The organism is Pseudomonas sp. S04, from assembly GCF_009834545.1.
In the GTDB taxonomy this organism is placed as follows: domain Bacteria; phylum Pseudomonadota; class Gammaproteobacteria; order Pseudomonadales; family Pseudomonadaceae; genus Aquipseudomonas.
Window position 1 is genome coordinate 5,959,287 of sequence record NZ_CP019427.1, and the last position, 18,688, is coordinate 5,977,974.

An 18,688-nucleotide genomic window follows, 5' to 3' on the forward strand; every position below is an offset into this window, starting at 1 on the left:
ACAGGGCGGCGTATCAGACGCCGAACTGCGCGCGGTAGGCTTCTACGGCTGGCAGATGCTGCTTGAGCTGAGGATCATCGGCCAGGAACTCCAGGACCTGGTTCAACGAAACGATGCTGATCACCGGAATCGCGAAGTCACGCTCCACTTCCTGGATCGCCGACAGTTCGCCATTGCCGCGCTCCTGACGGTTGAGGGCGATCAACACGCCAGCGGCCTTGGCACCGTCCTGGGAAGCGATGATCTGCATCACTTCACGGATCGCGGTGCCCGCGGTAATCACGTCGTCGATGATCAGCACTTCGCCGGTCAGCGGCGCGCCAACCAAGCTACCGCCCTCGCCGTGGGCCTTGGCTTCCTTGCGGTTGAAGCACCATGGCAGGTCACGGTCGTGGTGTTCAGCCAGGGCCACTGCGGTGGTGGCCGCCAACGGGATGCCCTTGTACGCCGGACCAAACAGCACGTCGAAGGCAATACCGCTCTCGACAATGGCCGCCGCATAGAAGCGACCCAGCTGCGCCAAGGCGCTGCCGGAGTTGAACAGGCCGGCATTAAAGAAGTAAGGGCTGGTGCGCCCGGACTTCAGGGTGAACTCACCGAAGCGCAAAACGCCGCGATCGATGGCAAAACGAATGAAATCGCGCTGATACGCTTGCATGCAAAAAACCCCAAATACCACGGATTTAGCTAATTAGCTTGACGCCGTGTATCATACACGCACGCGATTTTTGGGGCCATTTATGCGGATCATCAGTGTGAACGTCAATGGTATTCAGGCGGCAGTCGAGCGCGGTTTGCTCAGTTGGCTGCAAGCCCAGAATGCCGACGTCATCTGCCTGCAGGACACCCGCGCCTCCGCCTTTGAACTGGACGATCCAGCCTTCCAACTGGATGGCTACTTCCTTTATGCCTGCGATGCCGAAGTCCCCGCCCAAGGTGGCGTGGCTTTGTATTCGCGGCTGCAACCGAAGGCTGTCATCAGCGGTCTCGGTTTCGAGACGGCCGACCGCTACGGGCGCTACCTGCAAGCCGATTTCGACAAGGTCAGCATCGCGACCTTGCTGCTCCCTTCGGGGCAGAACGGCGATGAAGACTTGAACCAGAAGTTCAAGCTAATGGACGATTTCGCCCGTTATCTGGATAAACAGCGGCGCAAGCGGCGCGAGTACATTTATTGTGGCTCGCTGTACGTGGCGCAACAGAAGCTGGATATCAAGAACTGGCGCGACAGCCAGCAATCCCCGGGCTTCCTGGCACCTGAGCGTGCCTGGATGGACGAGATTGTCGGCAACATGGGTTATGTCGACGCCCTGCGCGAAGTCAGCCGTGAAGGCGACCAGTACAGCTGGTGGCCAGACAACGAACAGGCTGAGATGCTCAACCTGGGCTGGCGCTTCGACTACCAGCTGTTGACCCCAGGCCTGCGCCGCTTTGTTCGCAGTGCACGCCTGCCACGTCAACCGCGGTTCTCGCAGCACGCACCGCTGATCGTGGACTACGACTGGACGCTGACCATCTAGGCGTCGTTTCGCAAGACACAAAAAAGCCGACAGCGATGTCGGCTTTTTTGTGGGAGCGGGATTGCCCGCGATGAGGCCATGACCTTCAGCCCATGTGCTGCCTGCCAGATCGCTATCGCGGGCAAGCCCGCTCCCACCGGCAACGCACCTGGTTATTATTTGATCAGTCGCCAGGTGAACGGGTAGCGATACACCTGCCCCTCATTGGCCTTGACTCCGGCAATGATGGTCAGCACCAACGCGCCAATGGCCAATAGGCCAAACAAGAAGAAGCCGATCACCACCACCATCAACAGCAGGCAGATTGCCGAGGCAATGGCCACGCTGATCTGGAAATTCAGCGCCTCCTTGCCCTGGTCGTCGATGAACGGGTCCATCTCACGCTTCATCTGCCACAGAATCAGCGGGCCGATCAGCGAGCCGAAGGGCACCCAGATCCCCAGCAAGGCCGAGAGATGACAGAACATCGCCCACTGGCGAACCTCACGGCTCGGCACGGGCAGCGGCAGTTGCTCATCACTCATGACACTCTCCTTGCTGGCGACCGGAACAATCAGTCAGCCAGCGCAGCCTGTTGCAGGTCGAAAATCTCGGCCATGCCTTTTTTCGCCAGTTCCAGCATCGCGGTCAGCTCTTCAGGCTGGAACGGCGCGCCTTCGGCGGTGCCCTGCACTTCGATGAAACCACCGGTGCTGGTCATCACCACGTTCAGGTCGGTCTCGGCTGCCGAATCTTCCAGGTAGTCCAGGTCCAGCACTGGCTCGCCCTGGTACATGCCCACCGACACGGCTGCGATCATTTGCTTGAGCGGGTCGCCGCCTTTCAGGCCGCCACGCTTCTTGATCACTTTCAAGGCATCGACCAAGGCCACCATGGCGCCGGTGATCGAGGCAGTACGAGTACCGCCGTCGGCCTGGATCACGTCGCAATCGACGTACAGGGTCACATCGCCAAGTTTCGACATATCCAGCGCAGCGCGCAGCGAACGGCCGATCAGGCGCTGGATTTCCAGGGTGCGGCCGCCTTGCTTGCCACGGCTCGCTTCACGCTGGTTACGTTCACCGGTGGCGCGCGGCAGCATGCCGTACTCGGCGGTCAACCAGCCCTGGCCCTGGCCCTTGAGGAAGCGCGGTACGCCGTTCTCGACGCTGACGGTGCAGATCACCTTGGTATCACCGAACTCGACCAGTACAGATCCCTCGGCATGTTTGGTGTAGTTGCGGGTGATGCGGATCGAGCGAAGCTGATCGGCAGCGCGACCACTTGGACGTTTCATAGGGGATACCTGTACGAAGGACGGAAATCTGCCGAGCATTATAGGGCGGCCGGGCACGCCTGGGCACTTCTAAAAAAAACCGGCGACGAGCGAGGGCTCTGCAGCGCACGCTGCGACGAGCTGCAGCGCTTTGTCGCACGCCTCGTTTGGGAGCTCCCGCTGCACTGCGCTACAATCGCGCGCCTTTGTTGCCTGTGGGCTTTAATTCATTCAAGCAGGTCCGCCGAACCCCGGGGTTCGCTAGCGACCTGCATCGCGAGGTACCGCCATGGTGCACAGCATGACCGCCTTTGCCCGCGTCGAAAAAGCCGGCAGCCAGGGCACCCTGAGCTGGGAGTTGCGCTCGGTCAACAGCCGCTATCTGGAACCGCACCTGCGCCTGCCAGAGTCCTTCCGCGACCTCGAAGGCAACGTGCGCGAGGCTCTGCGCCAGGGCCTGTCGCGAGGCAAGCTCGAATGCACCCTGCGTTTTACCGAAGAAACCGCCGGCAAGGCGCTGCAGGTTGACCGCGAGCGCGCCGCGCAACTGATCGCCGCCGCCGAAACCATTGCCAGCCTGATCAGCAATCCCGCGGCACTCAACCCGCTGGAAGTGCTGGCCTGGCCGGGAGTCCTGGTGGCCGATGCCAGCGACCCGCAAGCGCTGAATGCCGAGGCGCTGGCGCTGTTCAACCAGGGCCTCAAGGAGCTCAAGGCTGGCCGCGAGCGCGAAGGCGCGGAGTTGGCGCGACTGATCAGCGAGCGCCTGAGCGCCATTGAAGAAGACGTCGTGACCCTGCGCGAACTGGTCCCGCAGATGCTCGCCACCCAGCGCCAGAAAGTCCTCGACCGCTTTGCCGACATGCAGGCCGAACTCGACCCGCAGCGCCTGGAGCAGGAAATGGTCATGCTCGCGCAAAAGAGCGACGTTGCCGAGGAACTGGACCGCCTGAGCACCCACATCATTGAAGTTCGCCGCGTCCTCAAGTCCGGCGGCGCCGCCGGCCGGCGCCTGGACTTCCTGATGCAGGAGCTCAACCGCGAAGCCAACACCCTGGGCTCCAAAGCTTTCGACCCGCGCAGCACCCAGGCTGCGGTCAACCTCAAAGTGTTGATCGAGCAAATGCGCGAACAAGTGCAGAACATTGAGTAAGGCAACCCCGACATGACCCACAGCACCGGCACCCTGTACATCATTTCCGCCCCCTCGGGCGCAGGCAAGAGCAGCCTGGTCAAGGCCCTGACGGACGCCGACCAGCGGATCCGCGTCTCGGTCTCCCACACCACCCGCGCCATGCGCCCCGGTGAAGAGAACGGGGTGAACTATCACTTCGTCGAGCGCAGCGAGTTCGTGAAGATGATCGAGCACGGCGACTTCCTCGAGCGCGCCGAGGTGTTCGGCAACCTCTACGGCACCTCGCAAAGCCACCTGCAGCAGACCCTGGACGAAGGCCATGACCTGATCCTGGAAATCGACTGGCAAGGCGCCGAGCAAGTGCGCAAATTGATGCCGCAGGCCCGCTCGATCTTCATCCTGCCGCCGTCCCTGCAGGCATTGCACCAGCGCCTGACCAATCGCGGCCAGGACAGCGACGAGATCATTGACGGCCGGATGCGCGAAGCCGTCAGCGAAATGAGCCACTACGTCGACTATGACTACCTGATCATCAACGACGATTTCGCCCACGCCTTGCACGATTTGCAGGCGATCTTTCGCGCCAATCAGCTGCATCAGAAGCGCCAGCAGCAGCTTCACGGCAAACTTCTGGCCGAATTGCTCGGTTAAACAGCACTTCCCAAAACCGCTGCAAGGGCTTTACATTGGCACTTGCAGCGCGTTGAAGAGCTTGGTTAAAAAATCAGCGCTTCCCTAATCGCTGGTGATTTTTTAAACTGTTGAGTCCGCTCGCCCAACCGGGCAGCGCGCATATTGCATTCGCTCCGAGGAATACCATGGCCCGCGTAACCGTTGAAGACTGCCTAGAACACGTGGAAAACCGCTTTGAGCTGGTCATGCTCTCTACCAAGCGTGCCCGTCAACTGGCCACCGGCGGCAAAGAGCCACTGGTCCAGTGGGAAAACGACAAGCCTACCGTTGTCGCCCTGCGTGAAATCGCCGAAGGCCTGATGAGCTACGAGTTCATCGCCAATGCTGAAATCGTCGAAGACGAACCGCTGTTCGCAGCGTTCGAGGACGAGTCCAACGAGGCCGTCTAAGCCTATGCCTGGTCGACGTAGCACGGCGCGGGATCACAGCCATCGGCAGGAGTCATCATGCCGAGCATAGACGCCCTCGCCGATCGCTTATCGACCTACCTCGGCAATGACCAGGTCAACCTGGTCCGCCGAGCGTATTTCTACGCCGAACAAGCCCACGACGGCCAACGCCGCCGCAGTGGCGAGGCGTACGTCACGCATCCTCTTGCCGTGGCCAATATTCTTGCCGACATGCACATGGACCATCAGAGCCTGATGGCGGCAATGCTGCATGACGTGATCGAAGACACCGGTATTGCCAAGGAAGCGCTGCAAGCGCAGTTCGGCGAAACCGTGGCCGAATTGGTCGATGGGGTCAGCAAACTGACCCAGATGAATTTCGAGACCAAGGCTGAGGCCCAAGCGGAAAACTTCCAGAAGATGGCCATGGCCATGGCGCGCGACATTCGCGTGATCCTGGTCAAGCTGGCCGACCGCCTGCACAACATGCGTACGCTGGAAGTGCTGTCCGGTGAAAAACGCCGGCGCATCGCCAAGGAAACCCTGGAAATCTATGCCCCCATTGCCAACCGGCTGGGCATGCACGCCATCCGCATAGAGTTCGAAGACCTCGGCTTCAAGGCCATGCACCCAATGCGTTCCGCGCGGATCAACCAGGCCGTTAAACGCGCCCGGGGCAACCGCAAGGAAATCGTCAACAAGATCGAAGAGTCCTTGAGCCACTGCCTGGCCATCGATGAAATCCAGGGCGAAGTCAGCGGCCGACAGAAACACCTCTACGGCATCTACAAAAAAATGCGCGGCAAACGTCGGGCCTTCAACGAGATCATGGACGTCTACGCGTTCCGGATCATCGTCGACAAGGTCGATACCTGCTACCGCGTGCTAGGCGCTGTACATAATTTGTACAAACCACTGCCGGGGCGCTTCAAGGATTACATCGCAATCCCCAAGGCCAACGGCTACCAGTCGCTGCACACCACGCTGTTCGGCATGCACGGCGTACCGATCGAGATCCAGATCCGTACCCGTGAAATGGAAGAGATGGCCAACAATGGCATCGCCGCGCACTGGCTGTACAAGTCCAGCGGTGACGAGCAGCCAAAAGGCACCCATGCCCGCGCCCGCCAGTGGGTCAAGGGCGTGCTGGAAATGCAGCAACGCGCCGGCAACTCGCTGGAATTCATTGAAAGCGTGAAGATCGACCTGTTCCCGGACGAGGTCTACGTATTCACGCCCAAAGGCCGGATCATGGAGCTGCCCAAAGGCTCCACGGCGGTCGACTTCGCCTACGCGGTGCACACCGACGTCGGCAACAGCTGCATCGCCTGCCGGATCAACCGCCGCCTGGCACCGCTGTCCGAGCCCCTGCAAAGCGGCTCCACGGTCGAGATCGTCAGCGCCCCGGGCGCTCGACCGAATCCGGCGTGGCTCAACTTTGTAGTCACCGGCAAGGCACGCACCCACATCCGCCATGCCCTGAAACTGCAACGCCGTTCCGAATCCATCAGCCTCGGCGAACGCCTGCTGAACAAGGTGCTCAACGGCTTTGACAGCTCGCTGGAAAAAATCCCGGCCGAGCGGGTCAAGGCCATGCTCGCCGAGTACCGCCTCGAACTGATCGAAGACCTGCTCGAAGACATCGGCCTGGGCAATCGCATGGCCTATGTCGTGGCCCGCCGCCTGCTGGGCGAAGGCGAACAACTGCCCAGCCCGGAAGGTCCGCTGGCGATCCGCGGCACCGAAGGCCTGGTGCTCAGCTACGCCAAGTGCTGCACGCCGATTCCGGGCGACCCGATCGTCGGCCACCTGTCCGCGGGCAAAGGCATGGTCGTGCACCTGGACAACTGCCGCAACATCAGCGAAATCCGCCACAACCCGGAAAAATGCATCCAGTTGTCTTGGGCCAAGGATGTCACCGGCGAATTCAACGTCGAGCTGCGCGTCGAACTGGAACACCAGCGCGGCCTGATCGCCCTGTTGGCCAGCAGCGTCAATGCCGCCGACGGCAACATCGAGAAAATCAGCATGGACGAACGCGATGGTCGCATCAGCGTGGTTCAACTGGTGGTCAGCGTACACGACCGCGTGCACCTGGCCCGCGTGATCAAGAAACTGCGCGCCCTGACCGGGGTGATCCGCATCACCCGCATGCGTGCATAGCTCGCTAACGTAGCCAAGCCATTACAAGGAGTCATCAATGACCAAGACAGTTATCACCAGCGACAAGGCCCCAGCCGCTATCGGCACTTATTCCCAGGCGATCAAGGCCGGCAACACCGTCTACATGTCCGGCCAGATCCCGCTCGACCCAAAAACCATGGAACTGGTTGAAGGCTTCGAAGCCCAGACCGTCCAGGTGTTCGAGAACCTCAAGGCAGTAGCAGAAGCTGCCGGCGGTTCCTTCAAGGACATCGTCAAGCTGAACATCTTCCTCACCGACCTGAGCCACTTCGCCAAGGTCAACGAGATCATGGGCAAGTACTTCGACCAGCCTTACCCTGCCCGCGCCGCCATCGGCGTGGCTGCCCTGCCAAAGGGCTCCCAGGTTGAAATGGACGCCATTCTGGTAATCGAGTAACACGCGCGGCGTTACCTGACAGGTAACGCCGACCCCGCTCCCAAAGGATTTCCTCATGCGCAAAGCGCTAGCTCTCTCGTTGCTTGCGGTGCTGCTCGGCGGCTGTGCCAGTGACCCTGCCGACCGCGACATCAGCGGCACCTGGATCAACCAGGCGGCTATCGATGCCGCAGCCAAGGGCGTTCCGCTGCGTGAAGCCCTGCAAGCCAATGGCCCGAACCTGGAATGGGACATCAACACCAAGGCCAGCCAGGCGCGCTACACCAATGGCTTTGAAAACATCGAAGGCAAGATCCTCGGCGAACAATCCGGCACCTGGAAGATCGAGGTGTACGGCAGCTCCGGCAGCGAATTGAAACGCGATGGCAAACAACTGCAACAAGCGGCCAACGACAATGAGCCGGAGCAGACGTTTGACCTGCCCAAGGAAGCCGTTCCCGTAGGCGCCCCGCTGGGTGCCAGCTTTGAGCGTGCACTTTATTCGGCCTACCTGGGCGGTGGCTGGAAGATCGTCAACGGCCCTGGAGAAGGCAATACTGTGCAGTTCCAGGCCGACGGCTCAGTGCAGGGTTTGCCGGGTGCCGATCGCTACGCCTTGTGCCTGGCCGGTGATTGCGCGTCGATGAGCGGTGGCAATGACACCATCTGGCTGCAACTCAACGAGCAGGGCAACCCATGGATCTTTACCCGCAAGGGCGATGACATGGAGATTTTCCAGGCGGTCAACGGCGCACAGGCCGATGAAAAGCCGTCGTTCTCCCCTGGCACCCGCCAGTGGACCCTGGAAAAGCAGTAAGCCGCCAGGAAACGGTGGGAGCGAGCCTGCTCGCGTTGAACTCAGGGCTAACGCATGGACTCAGGCAGCGCGCGTAATCGATGACGTGCATCGCGCGCAGCCGCAATCCCGCCCGGCTCGCTCCCGCCTCAGGCCTTGCCCGCCAGAATCGCCGCATAGCCCTCGCGATAAGTCGGATACCGGGGCTTCCAGCCCAACGCCTTCGCCCGCGCATTACTGCAACGCTTGCTGCCGGTACGCCGCACGCTGGCGTCTTCGGCCCACTCCGTCACTCCCAGGTATTCGCGCAGCCACATCACCACCTCGGCCAACGGGGCGGGTGCATCGTCGACGCCAATGTAGCAATCGTCCAGCGCCACACCCTGATGGTTGGCATCGAGCAGGAACGCCAGCAACCCAGCCGCATCGTCGGCGTGAATTCGGTTGCCATACAACGGCGGGTCCACGGCCACACGATAGCCACGACGCACCTGAGTCAACAGCCACTCGCGGCCCGGACCGTAAATTCCGGTCAAGCGCACCACGCTGGCCGGGATGCCGCTGCCCAGTGCTATCTGCTCGGCCTCCAGCATCACCCGCCCGGAATACGCCGAAGCCTTGGCCGGAGCGGTTTCATCGACCCAACCACCGTCCTGCTGCTCGTAGACACTGCTGCTGGAGACAAACAGCAAGCGCTCGGGCACTTGGCCGTAGTCGTCCAGCCAGCCCAGCACGTGCTGCAGGCCCTGCACATAGGCCGCGCGATAGCCCGCCTCGTCGTGATCGGTGGCTGCCGCGCAATACACCAGGTAGTCCACAGCCCCGACGGGCCAGGTCTCTGGGCAATCTTCGTTGAACAGATCACCGGCGACCCCGATCACCCCAGCCGGCAGGTTGGCAATGCTGCGACGCAACCCATAGACCTGCCAGCCTTTTGCCAGCATTTGCTCAGCCAGACGGCCGCCGACATCACCACAACCGGCGATCAATACACTAGGCGCGGACATCAATTCACTCCCCTGATAAAGGCACAGACTAGCCTCGACAATGGACGAGCGGCTAGTAATAGAAGAAAAAAAGAGACGCTATTACTTCTGTTAACAAGAATTAATTGCAATAATGCCCGCCACTTTGTTCTCGGCCCCACGAGGCCTGGAAGGACATTAACCCTCTTTTTCTCTCAGGTCCGGCCAGCATGACACGCAATCCACTCTCCGCTTCGCCAACCACACCCGTCCGCCCGTTGCGCGCCTTGAGCGCCGTAGCCGCACTGGTGTTCAGTCTCCTGCTGGCCCCCACCGCAGCGTTCGCCGATGAGCCAACCTCCGCCACTGCGCCAGCCGCAGCAGTAGCACCTGCACCGGCCGCCGACGCCGCCCATGGCAACGCCGACCACGCAGCGCCAACCGTGACGCCGGTCGCTACCGACCCGGCACTGGCTAGCGACGCACCTACCGCTGACGAGCCTGAAGTCCTGGAAGCCGACAACACCTTGGGCATGGCCCATGACCTGTCGCCGTGGGGCATGTACCAGAACGCCGACATTATCGTGAAGATCGTGATGATCGGCCTGGCCATCGCCTCGGTCATCACCTGGACCATCTGGATCGCCAAGGGCTTCGAGCTGATGGCTGCCAAGCGTCGCCTGCGCAGTGAAATCACTCACCTGAAAAAGGCCACCACCCTCAAGGAAGCCAGCGCTACCGCCACCAAGGCCGGGACCCTGGCCAACCTGCTGGTCCATGACGCCCTGGAAGAGATGCGCCTGTCGGCCAACAGCCGTGAAAAGGAAGGCATCAAGGAACGTGTCAGCTTCCGCCTGGAGCGCCTGGTCGCGGCCTGCGGTCGCAACATGAGCAATGGCACCGGCGTGCTGGCCACCATCGGCTCCACCGCTCCCTTCGTCGGCCTGTTCGGCACCGTGTGGGGCATCATGAACAGCTTCATTGGCATCGCCAAGACCCAGACCACCAACCTCGCCGTGGTCGCCCCCGGCATCGCCGAAGCCCTGCTGGCAACCGCGCTGGGCCTGGTGGCGGCGATTCCTGCCGTGGTCATCTACAACGTCTTCGCCCGCTCCATCGCCGGCTACAAGGCTCAGGTCTCCGACGCCTCCGCTGAAGTCCTGCTGCTGGTCAGCCGCGACCTCGATCACCTGCCAAGCGAGCGCTCCTCGCAGCCGCATATGGTCAAAGTAGGGTAATCAGCCATGGGCTTGCATTTGAAGGAAGGCGCGAGCGACGACCTCGCCGAGAACCACGAAATCAACGTTACGCCGTTCATCGACGTAATGCTGGTGCTGTTGATCATCTTCATGGTGGCGGCCCCGCTGGCCACCGTGGACATCAAGGTTGACCTGCCCGCCTCCAGCGCCAAGCCGGCGCCGCGACCGGAGAAACCGGTGTTCCTCAGCGTCAAGGCCGACCAACGGCTGTACCTGGGCGAAGACGAAGTCAAGACCGAGACCCTCGGCGCGACCCTCGATGCTCGCACCCAGGGCAAGAAGGACACCACCATCTTCTTCCAGGCCGACAAAGGCGTGGACTATGGCGACCTGATGCACGTAATGGATGCCCTGCGGGCAGCCGGTTACCTGAAGGTCGGCCTGGTCGGACTTGAGACGGCAGCCAAAAAATGATCACGACGCGCCAAAAGCTGACGCGTTACAGCGCTAGCCTGGCGGTGGTGCTCGGCGTCCACGCGGTCGCGGTAATCCTCGCGCTCAACTGGAAGTCCTCGCCCCCCGTCACGCTGCCGCCGATGGCGATGCTGGTCGAGTTGGCGCCTGTTCCGGCGCCACCGCAACCGGCACCGCCCAAGGTCGTAACGCCACCCCAACCGCCGACACCGGTAGAAGAACTGCCGCTGCCGAAACTGGCCGAAGCGCCAAAACCGACGATCTCGGTGCCCAAGCCAAAACCCAAGCCCAAGCCTCAGCCGCCTAAACCGGTAGAGAAAAAGCCTGAGCCGGTGAAGGAAAAACCTTCGGAAACGCCACCGTCCGAGGCCCAGCCAAGCAACGTACCGCCCGCCAAATCGGCACAGCCCAGCCCCGGCCCAACGGCAGCACAAAATGCCGCCAAGGCCAGTTGGCAAGGCACACTGCTGGCGCACCTGCAGAAGTACAAGAAGTACCCGCCGGGCGCCCAGGCACGCGGCAAGGAAGGCCTGAACCGCTTGCGGTTTGTGGTCGATGCCGAAGGCAAGGTGTTGTCCTATGAGCTGGTAGGACGCTCCGGCAACGCCGATCTGGACCGGGCCACCCTGGAAATGATCCGCCGCGCCCAGCCCCTGCCCAAGCCACCGGCCGATATGCTCAACAACGGCTCGATCGAAATCGTCGCACCGTTTGTGTACTCGCTGGAGAAGAAGCGCCGTTAAGCAACACCATGCCCTACAAGGAAGGCACCGAAAGGTGCCTTCTGCATATCCGGCAACGGCAAAGATGCATTGCCCAGTGTCACTCCACACACTCAGTCTGATAACGTGCGTCTATCGATTGCAGCCGGTATGCTTGGCCCGCAACTTCACGGACGCCCGCTATGACCCTCACAGAATTACGCTACATCGTTACCCTCGCCCAAGAACAGCATTTCGGCCACGCGGCTGAACGCTGCCACGTCAGTCAGCCGACCCTGTCGGTGGGCGTGAAAAAGCTTGAAGACGAACTCGGTGTGCTGATTTTCGAGCGCAGCAAAAGCGCGGTGCGCCTGACTCCGGTCGGCGAAGGCATCGTCGCCCAGGCCCAGAAGGTCCTGGAGCAGGCCCAAGGCATCCGTGAACTGGCCCAGGCCGGCAAGAACCAGCTGACCGCGCCGCTCAAGGTCGGCGCGATCTACACCGTCGGCCCGTACCTGTTCCCGCACCTGATTCCACAACTGCACCGGGTCGCCCCGCAGATGCCGTTGTACATCGAAGAGAACTTCACCCACGTGCTGCGCGACAAACTGCGCAACGGCGAGCTGGACGCGATCATCATCGCCCTGCCGTTCAACGAAGCCGACGTGTTGACCCTGCAACTCTACGACGAGCCGTTCTACGTCCTGATGCCGGCCCAGCACCCCTGGACCCAGAAAGACACCATCGACGCCAGCCTGCTCAACGACAAGAGCCTGTTGCTGCTCGGTGAAGGTCACTGCTTCCGCGACCAGGTCCTCGAAGCCTGCCCGACCCTGGCCAAGGGCAACGACGGTGCCAAGCACACCACGGTCGAGTCCAGCTCGCTGGAAACCATCCGCCACATGGTGGCCTCGGGCTTGGGCATCTCGATCCTGCCGCTGTCGGCCGTCGACAGTCACCACTACGCCCCCGGCGTGATCGAAGTGCGCCCGCTGACCCCACCGGTGCCGTTCCGCACCGTGGCCATCGCCTGGCGCGCCAGCTTCCCGCGGCCCAAAGCAATTGAAATCCTCGCCGACTCGATCCGTCTCTGCTCGGTGGCCAAGCCGGCCACGGCTGCGGGTTAAGCGTTCGCCATGACGGAGCTGTCGCAAGTGTCGGTCACGGCACTCAAGGGTGTCGGCGAAGCCATGGCCGAAAAACTCGCCAAGGTCGGCCTGGAGAACCTCCAGGACGTACTGTTCCACCTGCCGCTGCGCTACCAAGACCGCACCCGGGTGGTGCCCATCGGTCATTTGCGGCCGGGGCAGGATGCTGTGATCGAAGGCACCGTCAGCGGCGCCGACGTGGTCATGGGCCGGCGCCGCAGCCTGGTAGTACGCCTGCAGGACGGCACCGGCGGCTTGAGCCTGCGTTTCTACCATTTCAGCAACGCGCAAAAGGAAGGCCTGAAACGTGGCACCCGCGTGCGCTGCTACGGCGAAGCACGGCCCGGTGCATCGGGCCTGGAGATCTACCACCCGGAGTACCGCGCCATCACCGGCGACGAACCGCCGCCGGTAGATGAAACCCTGACCCCGGTCTACCCGCTCACCGAAGGCCTGACCCAACAGCGTTTGCGCCAACTGTGCCAGCAAACCCTGACCCTGCTCGGCCCCAGCAGCCTGCCGGACTGGTTGCCCAGCGAACTGGCGCGTGACTACCAACTGGCGCCGCTGGACGACGCAATCCGCTACCTGCATCACCCACCCGCCGATGCCGATGTCGACGAACTCGCCCTGGGCCACCACTGGGCGCAACATCGCCTGGCATTCGAAGAGTTGCTGACCCATCAGTTGTCGCAACAACGCCTGCGCGAAAGCATGCGTTCGCTACGCGCGCCGGCCATGCCCAAAGCCAGCCGATTGCCGGCCCAATACCTGGCCAACCTGGGCTTCCCGCCGACCGGCGCGCAGCAACGGGTGGGCAATGAAATCGCCTACGACATGAGCCAGCACGAACCCATGCTGCGGCTGATCCAGGGCGATGTCGGCGCCGGCAAGACCGTAGTCGCCGCCCTCGCCGCCCTGCAAGCGCTGGAAGCTGGCTACCAGGTGGCATTGATGGCGCCCACCGAGATTCTCGCCGAACAACACTTCATCACCTTCAAGCGCTGGCTCGAGCCCCTGGGCCTGGAAGTCGCCTGGCTGGCCGGCAAGCTCAAGGGCAAGAACCGTGTCGCCGCCCTCGAACAGATCGCCAGCGGCACGCCAATGGTGGTCGGCACCCACGCACTGTTTCAGGATGAAGTGCAGTTCAAGAACCTGGCGCTGGTGATCATCGACGAACAGCACCGCTTCGGCGTCCAGCAACGCCTCGCGCTGCGCCAGAAAGGCGTGGGCGGGCGGATGTGTCCACACCAGTTGATCATGACCGCCACGCCGATTCCACGCACCCTGGCCATGAGCGCCTACGCCGACCTCGACACCTCGATCCTCGATGAACTGCCGCCCGGGCGCACCCCGGTCAATACCGTGCTGGTCACCGACACGCGCCGCGTCGAAGTCATCGAGCGCGTGCGCGGGGCTTGTGCCGAAGGGCGCCAGGCGTATTGGGTGTGCACCCTGATCGAGGAGTCGGAAGAACTCACCTGCCAGGCCGCCGAGACCACCTTTGCCGACCTCACCGCCGCCCTCGGCGAATTGAAGGTGGGGCTGATCCACGGCCGCATGAAGCCTGCGGAAAAGGCCGCGGTGATGGCCGAGTTCAAGGCCGGGGCCCTGCAACTGCTGGTGGCCACCACGGTGATCGAAGTCGGGGTCGACGTGCCCAATGCCAGCTTGATGATCATCGAAAACCCGGAGCGCCTGGGCCTGGCGCAATTGCACCAACTGCGTGGCCGGGTGGGCCGAGGCAGCGCCGCCAGCCACTGTGTGCTGCTCTACCATCCACCGCTGTCGCAGATCGGCCGGCAACGCCTGGGCATCATGCGCGAAACCAACGACGGATTTGTAATCGCCGAAAAGGACCTTGAGCTGCGCGGCCCCGGCGAAATGCTTGGCACTCGCCAGACCGGCCTGCTGCAATTCAAGGTCGCCGACCTGATGCGCGACGCCGACCTGTTACCCGCGGTGCGCGACGCGGCCCAGGCGCTGCTGGAACGTTGGCCGCACCATGTCAGCCCGTTGCTGGATCGCTGGCTACGCCATGGTCAACAATACGGCCAGGTGTAACGTGTCGCCTGGCTTGGCCAGCAAGGGCACCCGCAAGCTGGTTATACTCTCGAAATTGTAGGGATCGGATCCAGACCATGACTGAAGTTGCTCTCGCTGGCGAAACCCCGCACACGCCGTCGGTTATCCGGCTATTGCTCGGCAAGCTAGGCATCGGCTACACCGAAGTGCTTGAACATCCAGGCCTGAATGCCGAGCGCAAGGTCCAGGCAGTGCTGCTCGACGACGCCATCGGTGCGCTCATGGTGCTGTTCCCGCAGAGCCAGTTGCTGGACCTCAATCGCCTGGCCGAACTCACCGGTCGCCGCCTCACCGCAGTGCCGCAGGACCGCCTGGAGCGCATGCTCGGCAAGCACAACCTGAGCCTGCTGCCCGGCCTGCCGGCCCTCACCAGCTCTCCGTGCCTGTACGAACAAAGCCTGCTCGACCAGCCACTGCTGCTGATCAATTCCGGCGAGCCAGGCATGCTCCTGGAAATCCGCGGCGAAGACTTCAAGAGCATGCTCACCCAGGCCAGCGCCGCAAATTTTGGCGAGCCGCTGAGCCGCATCCGGCCGAACCTCGACCGCCCGGGAGATGACCGCGAGGAAATCACCCAGGCCGTCCAGGCCTTCACCGCGCGCCGCATCCAGCAACGCCTGGAAGCGACCATCGAGATTCCACCCCTGGCCGGTTCCGCACAGAAAATCATCAAACTGCGGGTCGACCCCAATGCCACCATCGACGACATCACCGGCGTCGTCGAAACCGATCCGGCACTCGCCGCCCAGGTCGTGAGCTGGGCGGCATCGCCGTACTACGCGTCACCGGGCAAGATCCGCTCGGTGGAAGACGCAATTGTCCGCGTACTGGGCTTTGACCTGGTGATCAACCTGGCGCTGGGCCTGGCCCTGGGGAAAACCCTGAGCCTGCCCAAGGATCACCCACAACAGGCCACGCCGTACTGGCAGCAGTCGATCTACACCGCCGCCGTCATCGAAGGCCTGACCCGGGCCATGCCGCGGGCCCAACGCCCGGAAGCCGGCCTGACCTACCTGGCGGGCCTGCTGCACAACTTTGGCTACCTGCTGTTGGCCCATGTCTTCCCGCCACACTTCTCGCTGATCTGCCGTCACCTGGAGGTCAACCCGCACCTGTGCCACACCTATATCGAGCAGCATTTGCTGGGGATCAGCCGGGAACAGATCGGCGCCTGGCTGATGCGCCACTGGGACATGCCCGACGAACTGGCCACCGCCCTGCGCTTCCAGCACGACCCAAGCTACGACGGCGAATTCGCCGAGTATGCCAACCTGGTGTGCCTGGCCGTACGCCTGCTACGCAGCCGAGGCGTCGGTTCCGGCCCGGACACCAACATCCCCGACGCCCTGCTCGAGCGCCTGGGCCTGACCCGCGACAAAGCCGAGGAAGCGGTCAGCAAGGTGCTGGATGCCGAAGTGCTGTTGCGCGAACTGGCGTCGCAGTTCTCCCACACCTAGGCACTACGCTGCCCGGCGCCAGCGTCGGCCTCACGCCTTAGGCTTGGCCTTGCGCGGCTTCAGATACTTGGTCAGCCCCTGGAACCACATCACCAGCGCCGGGTTGCCCTTGATCTGGATCGACTTGTCCTGGATCCCGGTCATGAATGCCAGTTGCTTGTTCTTCGCCTGCATCGTGGCGAAACCGTAGGCTGCGTCCTTGAAAGCGATGGCGAAGGCCGGCTCGGCATACAGCCCGGACTTGCTGGTGATGCGCTGGTCTTTGACCACGAAATGCCGTGCCACCTTGCCGTCCTGCGTCTGCAACTGGAACACCAGGTCCTTGTCGGCCAACTGCTGCTGAAAAGCCGGGTTGGTCCGGCTGGCCTTGCGCATCAGCAAGCCCAGCATCCACAGGAGAAAACGAAATTTCATGCTCAAGCCCCAGAAGAAAAAAGTGAACGCCGGGGCAGTTTAACGAGTTCAAACTGGAACGCCACTGTTACCTATCGTTGTCGGGAGATGAGCTGCTTTTTACGTAAGATGACTACCAAGTCACCATAACCGATTCAAACCAAAGACCTCCGCTGGCCGGTTTTTTCCCGCAGCCAGCCCAAGTCAGCGGCCACAAAAAATGGGCACCCAACCTGATTGGCGTGCCCATTTTTCGATCCAGCTCACCCGTTATACGGGAGGGTGGTCGGGGATTACGGATTAACGCTGTCTTTCAACGATTTGCCTGGCTTGAACGCAACGGTGTTGCTGGCCTTGATTTTCACTGGCTCACCGGTCTGTGGGTTTTTGCCGGTGCGGGCACCACGGTGGCGCTGCAGGAAAGTGCCGAACCCTACCAGGGTGACGCTGTCCTTGCGGTGCAGTGCGCCGGTGATCTCTTCAAGAACGGCGTTGAGAACGCGGTTGGCCTGCTCTTTGGTGAGATCAGCTTTTTCGGCGATTGCGGCGGCGAGTTCTGGTTTACGCATGAGTGAAGCCTCTTTGACGGTTTTTTGTTGTTATGTCCGTGCTGTTCTTCCGGAACAGCGCCCAAGGCGCCGCAGGCTCTACTCTGCGGCAGACGGGTGTGAGGATGGCACGCGGATACGGGCTACGCCAGTCTCGACGCGACCTTTGTAGGGGTTAAAGCGGGGTGATTCCGACAGAACGACCTGTATTTATGCCAGAAGCGCCGGAAGCTCCTTGTTTAGAGCCAATTTGTCCATCACCGCCGCCCCCGTAAGGGCGTAACCCAGGAGCTTGCCGCTGCTGTCGCGGCACAGCGCCTTGATGTCGGCGCCCTGCCCCTCCACCGTCCAGACGCCCTCAGAGCCCCGTGGCGGCGGGGAGACCACCAGCGGGCACACCGGGGTTTTCACGGTGATCGGCATCGCTCCGTAGCTCACCGCGGTCGGGTTGCCGGCCAGGGTTTGTGCCAGCGCCCGCGCACAACTCATGAGCGGCATCACGTACAGCAGATTCAGCCCATCGACCTCGGCGCAGTCACCCAGGGCATAGATATTGGCGTGGGAGGTTTTCAGGTGCCGGTCCACCATCACCCCGCGATTGGTCTGCAGGCCGGCGGCCGCCGCCAGATCAATTCGCGGGCGCAGGCCAATGGCCGAGACCACCACGTCACAAGGCAGCACCTGGCCGTCGGACAAATGCCCTTCCAGGCCGTCAGCGGTGCGCTGCAAACGGTTGAGCACCGGCCCCAGGTGGAATTTCGCCCCCAGGCTTTCCAGCCCAGCCTGCACCGCAGCCGCGGCAGCTGGGTGCAGCAACGTCGGCATGACCTGCTCGCACGGCGCTACGAGTTGCACCTCATAACCACCGAGGATCAGGTCATTGGCAAACTCACAGCCGATCAGCCCGGCCCCCAGCAATAGCACCCGGCGCTTGCCGGCGGCGGCTGCGCGAAAACGGGCATAGTCTTCCAGGTCATTGATCGGGAAGATCGCCTCGGGCGCGTCCCCCTGCACCGGCACACGCACGGTTTCTGCGCCCCAGGCCAGGATCAAGTCGCGATAGGCTACCGCCTCTTCGCCGATCCACAGGCGTTTGTGGCCCGGGTCGATGCCGCTGATGCGCGTATGGGTGCGCACCTCGGCCTTGAGCTGCTCGGCCATGGCGCCAGGCTCGGCCATGCTCAGGCCGTCGGCGTCCTTGTTCTTGCCAAAGCCGGTGGAGAGCATCGGCTTGGAGTAGGAACGCCCGTCATCTGCGGTAATCAGCAACAGCGGAGTTTCGCCATCGAGTTTGCGAAACTCCCGGGCCAGGTTGTAGCCAGCCAGCCCAGTGCCGACGATCACGACAGGTGCGTTCATTCCTTACTCCT

Annotated in this window: 20 protein-coding genes; 13 read left to right on the plus strand and 7 right to left on the minus strand. The window is 62.3% G+C overall.

All coding sequences use genetic code 11. The features are described 5' to 3' along the window. Positions 1-13 precede the first annotated feature (13 nt). Positions 14-658 carry an orotate phosphoribosyltransferase gene (gene pyrE / locus PspS04_RS26820; protein ID WP_159998584.1) on the minus strand — a complete coding sequence of 215 codons (645 nt, stop codon included), beginning with the start codon at positions 656-658 and terminating at the stop codon, positions 14-16. Between the two features lie 82 nt (positions 659-740). On the opposite strand from pyrE, the gene PspS04_RS26825 reads away from it, so the two are divergent. After that, on the plus strand, positions 741-1,520 hold the full coding sequence (locus tag PspS04_RS26825) for an exodeoxyribonuclease III (protein ID WP_003176915.1): 780 nt from the start codon (positions 741-743) through the stop codon (positions 1,518-1,520). Between the two features lie 155 nt (positions 1,521-1,675). On the opposite strand, the gene PspS04_RS26830 is transcribed toward PspS04_RS26825, so the two are convergent. Both PspS04_RS26830 and rph read right to left on the minus strand, forming a co-directional pair. Continuing rightward, positions 1,676-2,044 (minus strand): DUF4870 domain-containing protein, encoded by a 369-nt coding sequence (locus PspS04_RS26830; RefSeq protein ID WP_095164884.1) that lies wholly within the window; start codon positions 2,042-2,044, stop codon positions 1,676-1,678. Between the two features lie 29 nt (positions 2,045-2,073). Further along, on the minus strand, positions 2,074-2,796 hold the full coding sequence (gene rph / locus PspS04_RS26835) for a ribonuclease PH (protein ID WP_095164885.1): 723 nt from the start codon (positions 2,794-2,796) through the stop codon (positions 2,074-2,076). A 268-nt stretch (positions 2,797-3,064) separates the two neighbouring features. On the opposite strand from rph, the gene PspS04_RS26840 reads away from it, so the two are divergent. From PspS04_RS26840 to PspS04_RS26865, 6 genes are all read left to right on the plus strand, one after another. After that, entirely contained in the window at positions 3,065-3,928 is an 864-nt protein-coding gene (locus PspS04_RS26840) for a YicC/YloC family endoribonuclease (protein WP_095164887.1), read from the plus strand. A 12-nt stretch (positions 3,929-3,940) separates the two neighbouring features. Continuing rightward, a complete protein-coding gene (gene gmk / locus PspS04_RS26845; RefSeq protein ID WP_095164889.1) occupies positions 3,941-4,561 on the plus strand; it encodes a guanylate kinase in 621 nt (206 codons plus the stop codon). A gap of 167 nt (positions 4,562-4,728) precedes the next feature. After that, the gene (gene rpoZ / locus PspS04_RS26850) at positions 4,729-4,992 is read left to right on the plus strand and encodes a DNA-directed RNA polymerase subunit omega (protein ID WP_003177259.1); all 264 of its coding nucleotides are present in this window, start codon (positions 4,729-4,731) and stop codon (positions 4,990-4,992) included. A 57-nt stretch (positions 4,993-5,049) separates the two neighbouring features. Then, positions 5,050-7,155 (plus strand): bifunctional GTP diphosphokinase/guanosine-3',5'-bis pyrophosphate 3'-pyrophosphohydrolase, encoded by a 2,106-nt coding sequence (spoT, locus tag PspS04_RS26855; protein WP_095164892.1) that lies wholly within the window; start codon positions 5,050-5,052, stop codon positions 7,153-7,155. A gap of 37 nt (positions 7,156-7,192) precedes the next feature. After that, the gene (locus PspS04_RS26860) at positions 7,193-7,573 is read left to right on the plus strand and encodes a RidA family protein (RefSeq protein WP_003229509.1); all 381 of its coding nucleotides are present in this window, start codon (positions 7,193-7,195) and stop codon (positions 7,571-7,573) included. A gap of 55 nt (positions 7,574-7,628) precedes the next feature. Further along, on the plus strand, positions 7,629-8,369 hold the full coding sequence (locus tag PspS04_RS26865; protein ID WP_159998586.1) for a hypothetical protein: 741 nt from the start codon (positions 7,629-7,631) through the stop codon (positions 8,367-8,369). Positions 8,370-8,497: 128 nt separating this feature from the next. On the opposite strand, the gene PspS04_RS26870 is transcribed toward PspS04_RS26865, so the two are convergent. Next, entirely contained in the window at positions 8,498-9,355 is an 858-nt protein-coding gene (locus PspS04_RS26870) for an SDR family oxidoreductase (RefSeq protein WP_159998587.1), read from the minus strand. Positions 9,356-9,543: 188 nt separating this feature from the next. Between PspS04_RS26870 and exbB the strand changes: the two genes are divergently transcribed. The 6 genes from exbB to PspS04_RS26900 all read left to right on the plus strand — a co-directional run bounded on the left by exbB (position 9,544) and on the right by PspS04_RS26900 (position 16,377). Continuing rightward, positions 9,544-10,551, plus strand: coding sequence for a tonB-system energizer ExbB (exbB, locus tag PspS04_RS26875; RefSeq protein WP_159998589.1), 1,008 nt, complete (start codon positions 9,544-9,546; stop codon positions 10,549-10,551). Positions 10,552-10,557: 6 nt separating this feature from the next. Further along, positions 10,558-10,986, plus strand: a complete 429-nt coding sequence (gene exbD / locus PspS04_RS26880; protein WP_095164900.1) for a TonB system transport protein ExbD — start codon at positions 10,558-10,560, stop codon at positions 10,984-10,986. Next, a complete protein-coding gene (locus PspS04_RS26885) occupies positions 10,983-11,729 on the plus strand; it encodes an energy transducer TonB family protein (RefSeq protein WP_095164901.1) in 747 nt (248 codons plus the stop codon). The genes exbD and PspS04_RS26885 overlap by 4 nt, the downstream gene beginning before the upstream one ends. 161 nt (positions 11,730-11,890) lie before the next feature. Beyond that, positions 11,891-12,814, plus strand: coding sequence for a hydrogen peroxide-inducible genes activator (locus tag PspS04_RS26890; protein ID WP_095164903.1), 924 nt, complete (start codon positions 11,891-11,893; stop codon positions 12,812-12,814). A 9-nt stretch (positions 12,815-12,823) separates the two neighbouring features. Beyond that, a complete protein-coding gene (recG, locus tag PspS04_RS26895; RefSeq protein ID WP_095164905.1) occupies positions 12,824-14,899 on the plus strand; it encodes an ATP-dependent DNA helicase RecG in 2,076 nt (691 codons plus the stop codon). Between the two features lie 77 nt (positions 14,900-14,976). Further along, positions 14,977-16,377, plus strand: a complete 1,401-nt coding sequence (locus PspS04_RS26900; protein ID WP_095164907.1) for an aminoacyl-tRNA deacylase and HDOD domain-containing protein — start codon at positions 14,977-14,979, stop codon at positions 16,375-16,377. Between the two features lie 30 nt (positions 16,378-16,407). Here the strand turns inward: PspS04_RS26900 and PspS04_RS26905 are convergent, their stop codons facing one another. From PspS04_RS26905 to PspS04_RS26915, 3 genes are all read right to left on the minus strand, one after another. Continuing rightward, the gene (locus PspS04_RS26905; protein WP_095164909.1) at positions 16,408-16,791 is read right to left on the minus strand and encodes an SCP2 sterol-binding domain-containing protein; all 384 of its coding nucleotides are present in this window, start codon (positions 16,789-16,791) and stop codon (positions 16,408-16,410) included. A 272-nt stretch (positions 16,792-17,063) separates the two neighbouring features. Further along, entirely contained in the window at positions 17,064-17,339 is a 276-nt protein-coding gene (locus PspS04_RS26910; RefSeq protein ID WP_003213368.1) for an HU family DNA-binding protein, read from the minus strand. A 189-nt stretch (positions 17,340-17,528) separates the two neighbouring features. Further along, on the minus strand, positions 17,529-18,677 hold the full coding sequence (locus PspS04_RS26915) for an NAD(P)/FAD-dependent oxidoreductase (RefSeq protein ID WP_095164911.1): 1,149 nt from the start codon (positions 18,675-18,677) through the stop codon (positions 17,529-17,531). Positions 18,678-18,688 lie beyond the last annotated feature (11 nt).

What these genes read in the sequence shown, in the direction of transcription:
- pyrE (WP_159998584.1), bottom strand. Translation starts at nt 658, where the DNA reads ATGCAAGCGTATCAGCGCGATTTCATTCGTTTTGCCATCGATCGCGGC.
- PspS04_RS26825 (WP_003176915.1), top strand. Translation starts at nt 741, where the DNA reads ATGCGGATCATCAGTGTGAACGTCAATGGTATTCAGGCGGCAGTCGAG.
- PspS04_RS26830 (WP_095164884.1), bottom strand. Translation starts at nt 2,044, where the DNA reads ATGAGTGATGAGCAACTGCCGCTGCCCGTGCCGAGCCGTGAGGTTCGC.
- rph (WP_095164885.1), bottom strand. Translation starts at nt 2,796, where the DNA reads ATGAAACGTCCAAGTGGTCGCGCTGCCGATCAGCTTCGCTCGATCCGC.
- PspS04_RS26840 (WP_095164887.1), top strand. Translation starts at nt 3,065, where the DNA reads ATGGTGCACAGCATGACCGCCTTTGCCCGCGTCGAAAAAGCCGGCAGC.
- gmk (WP_095164889.1), top strand. Translation starts at nt 3,941, where the DNA reads ATGACCCACAGCACCGGCACCCTGTACATCATTTCCGCCCCCTCGGGC.
- rpoZ (WP_003177259.1), top strand. Translation starts at nt 4,729, where the DNA reads ATGGCCCGCGTAACCGTTGAAGACTGCCTAGAACACGTGGAAAACCGC.
- spoT (WP_095164892.1), top strand. Translation starts at nt 5,050, where the DNA reads ATGCCGAGCATAGACGCCCTCGCCGATCGCTTATCGACCTACCTCGGC.
- PspS04_RS26860 (WP_003229509.1), top strand. Translation starts at nt 7,193, where the DNA reads ATGACCAAGACAGTTATCACCAGCGACAAGGCCCCAGCCGCTATCGGC.
- PspS04_RS26865 (WP_159998586.1), top strand. Translation starts at nt 7,629, where the DNA reads ATGCGCAAAGCGCTAGCTCTCTCGTTGCTTGCGGTGCTGCTCGGCGGC.
- PspS04_RS26870 (WP_159998587.1), bottom strand. Translation starts at nt 9,355, where the DNA reads ATGTCCGCGCCTAGTGTATTGATCGCCGGTTGTGGTGATGTCGGCGGC.
- exbB (WP_159998589.1), top strand. Translation starts at nt 9,544, where the DNA reads ATGACACGCAATCCACTCTCCGCTTCGCCAACCACACCCGTCCGCCCG.
- exbD (WP_095164900.1), top strand. Translation starts at nt 10,558, where the DNA reads ATGGGCTTGCATTTGAAGGAAGGCGCGAGCGACGACCTCGCCGAGAAC.
- PspS04_RS26885 (WP_095164901.1), top strand. Translation starts at nt 10,983, where the DNA reads ATGATCACGACGCGCCAAAAGCTGACGCGTTACAGCGCTAGCCTGGCG.
- PspS04_RS26890 (WP_095164903.1), top strand. Translation starts at nt 11,891, where the DNA reads ATGACCCTCACAGAATTACGCTACATCGTTACCCTCGCCCAAGAACAG.
- recG (WP_095164905.1), top strand. Translation starts at nt 12,824, where the DNA reads ATGACGGAGCTGTCGCAAGTGTCGGTCACGGCACTCAAGGGTGTCGGC.
- PspS04_RS26900 (WP_095164907.1), top strand. Translation starts at nt 14,977, where the DNA reads ATGACTGAAGTTGCTCTCGCTGGCGAAACCCCGCACACGCCGTCGGTT.
- PspS04_RS26905 (WP_095164909.1), bottom strand. Translation starts at nt 16,791, where the DNA reads ATGAAATTTCGTTTTCTCCTGTGGATGCTGGGCTTGCTGATGCGCAAG.
- PspS04_RS26910 (WP_003213368.1), bottom strand. Translation starts at nt 17,339, where the DNA reads ATGCGTAAACCAGAACTCGCCGCCGCAATCGCCGAAAAAGCTGATCTC.
- PspS04_RS26915 (WP_095164911.1), bottom strand. Translation starts at nt 18,677, where the DNA reads ATGAACGCACCTGTCGTGATCGTCGGCACTGGGCTGGCTGGCTACAAC.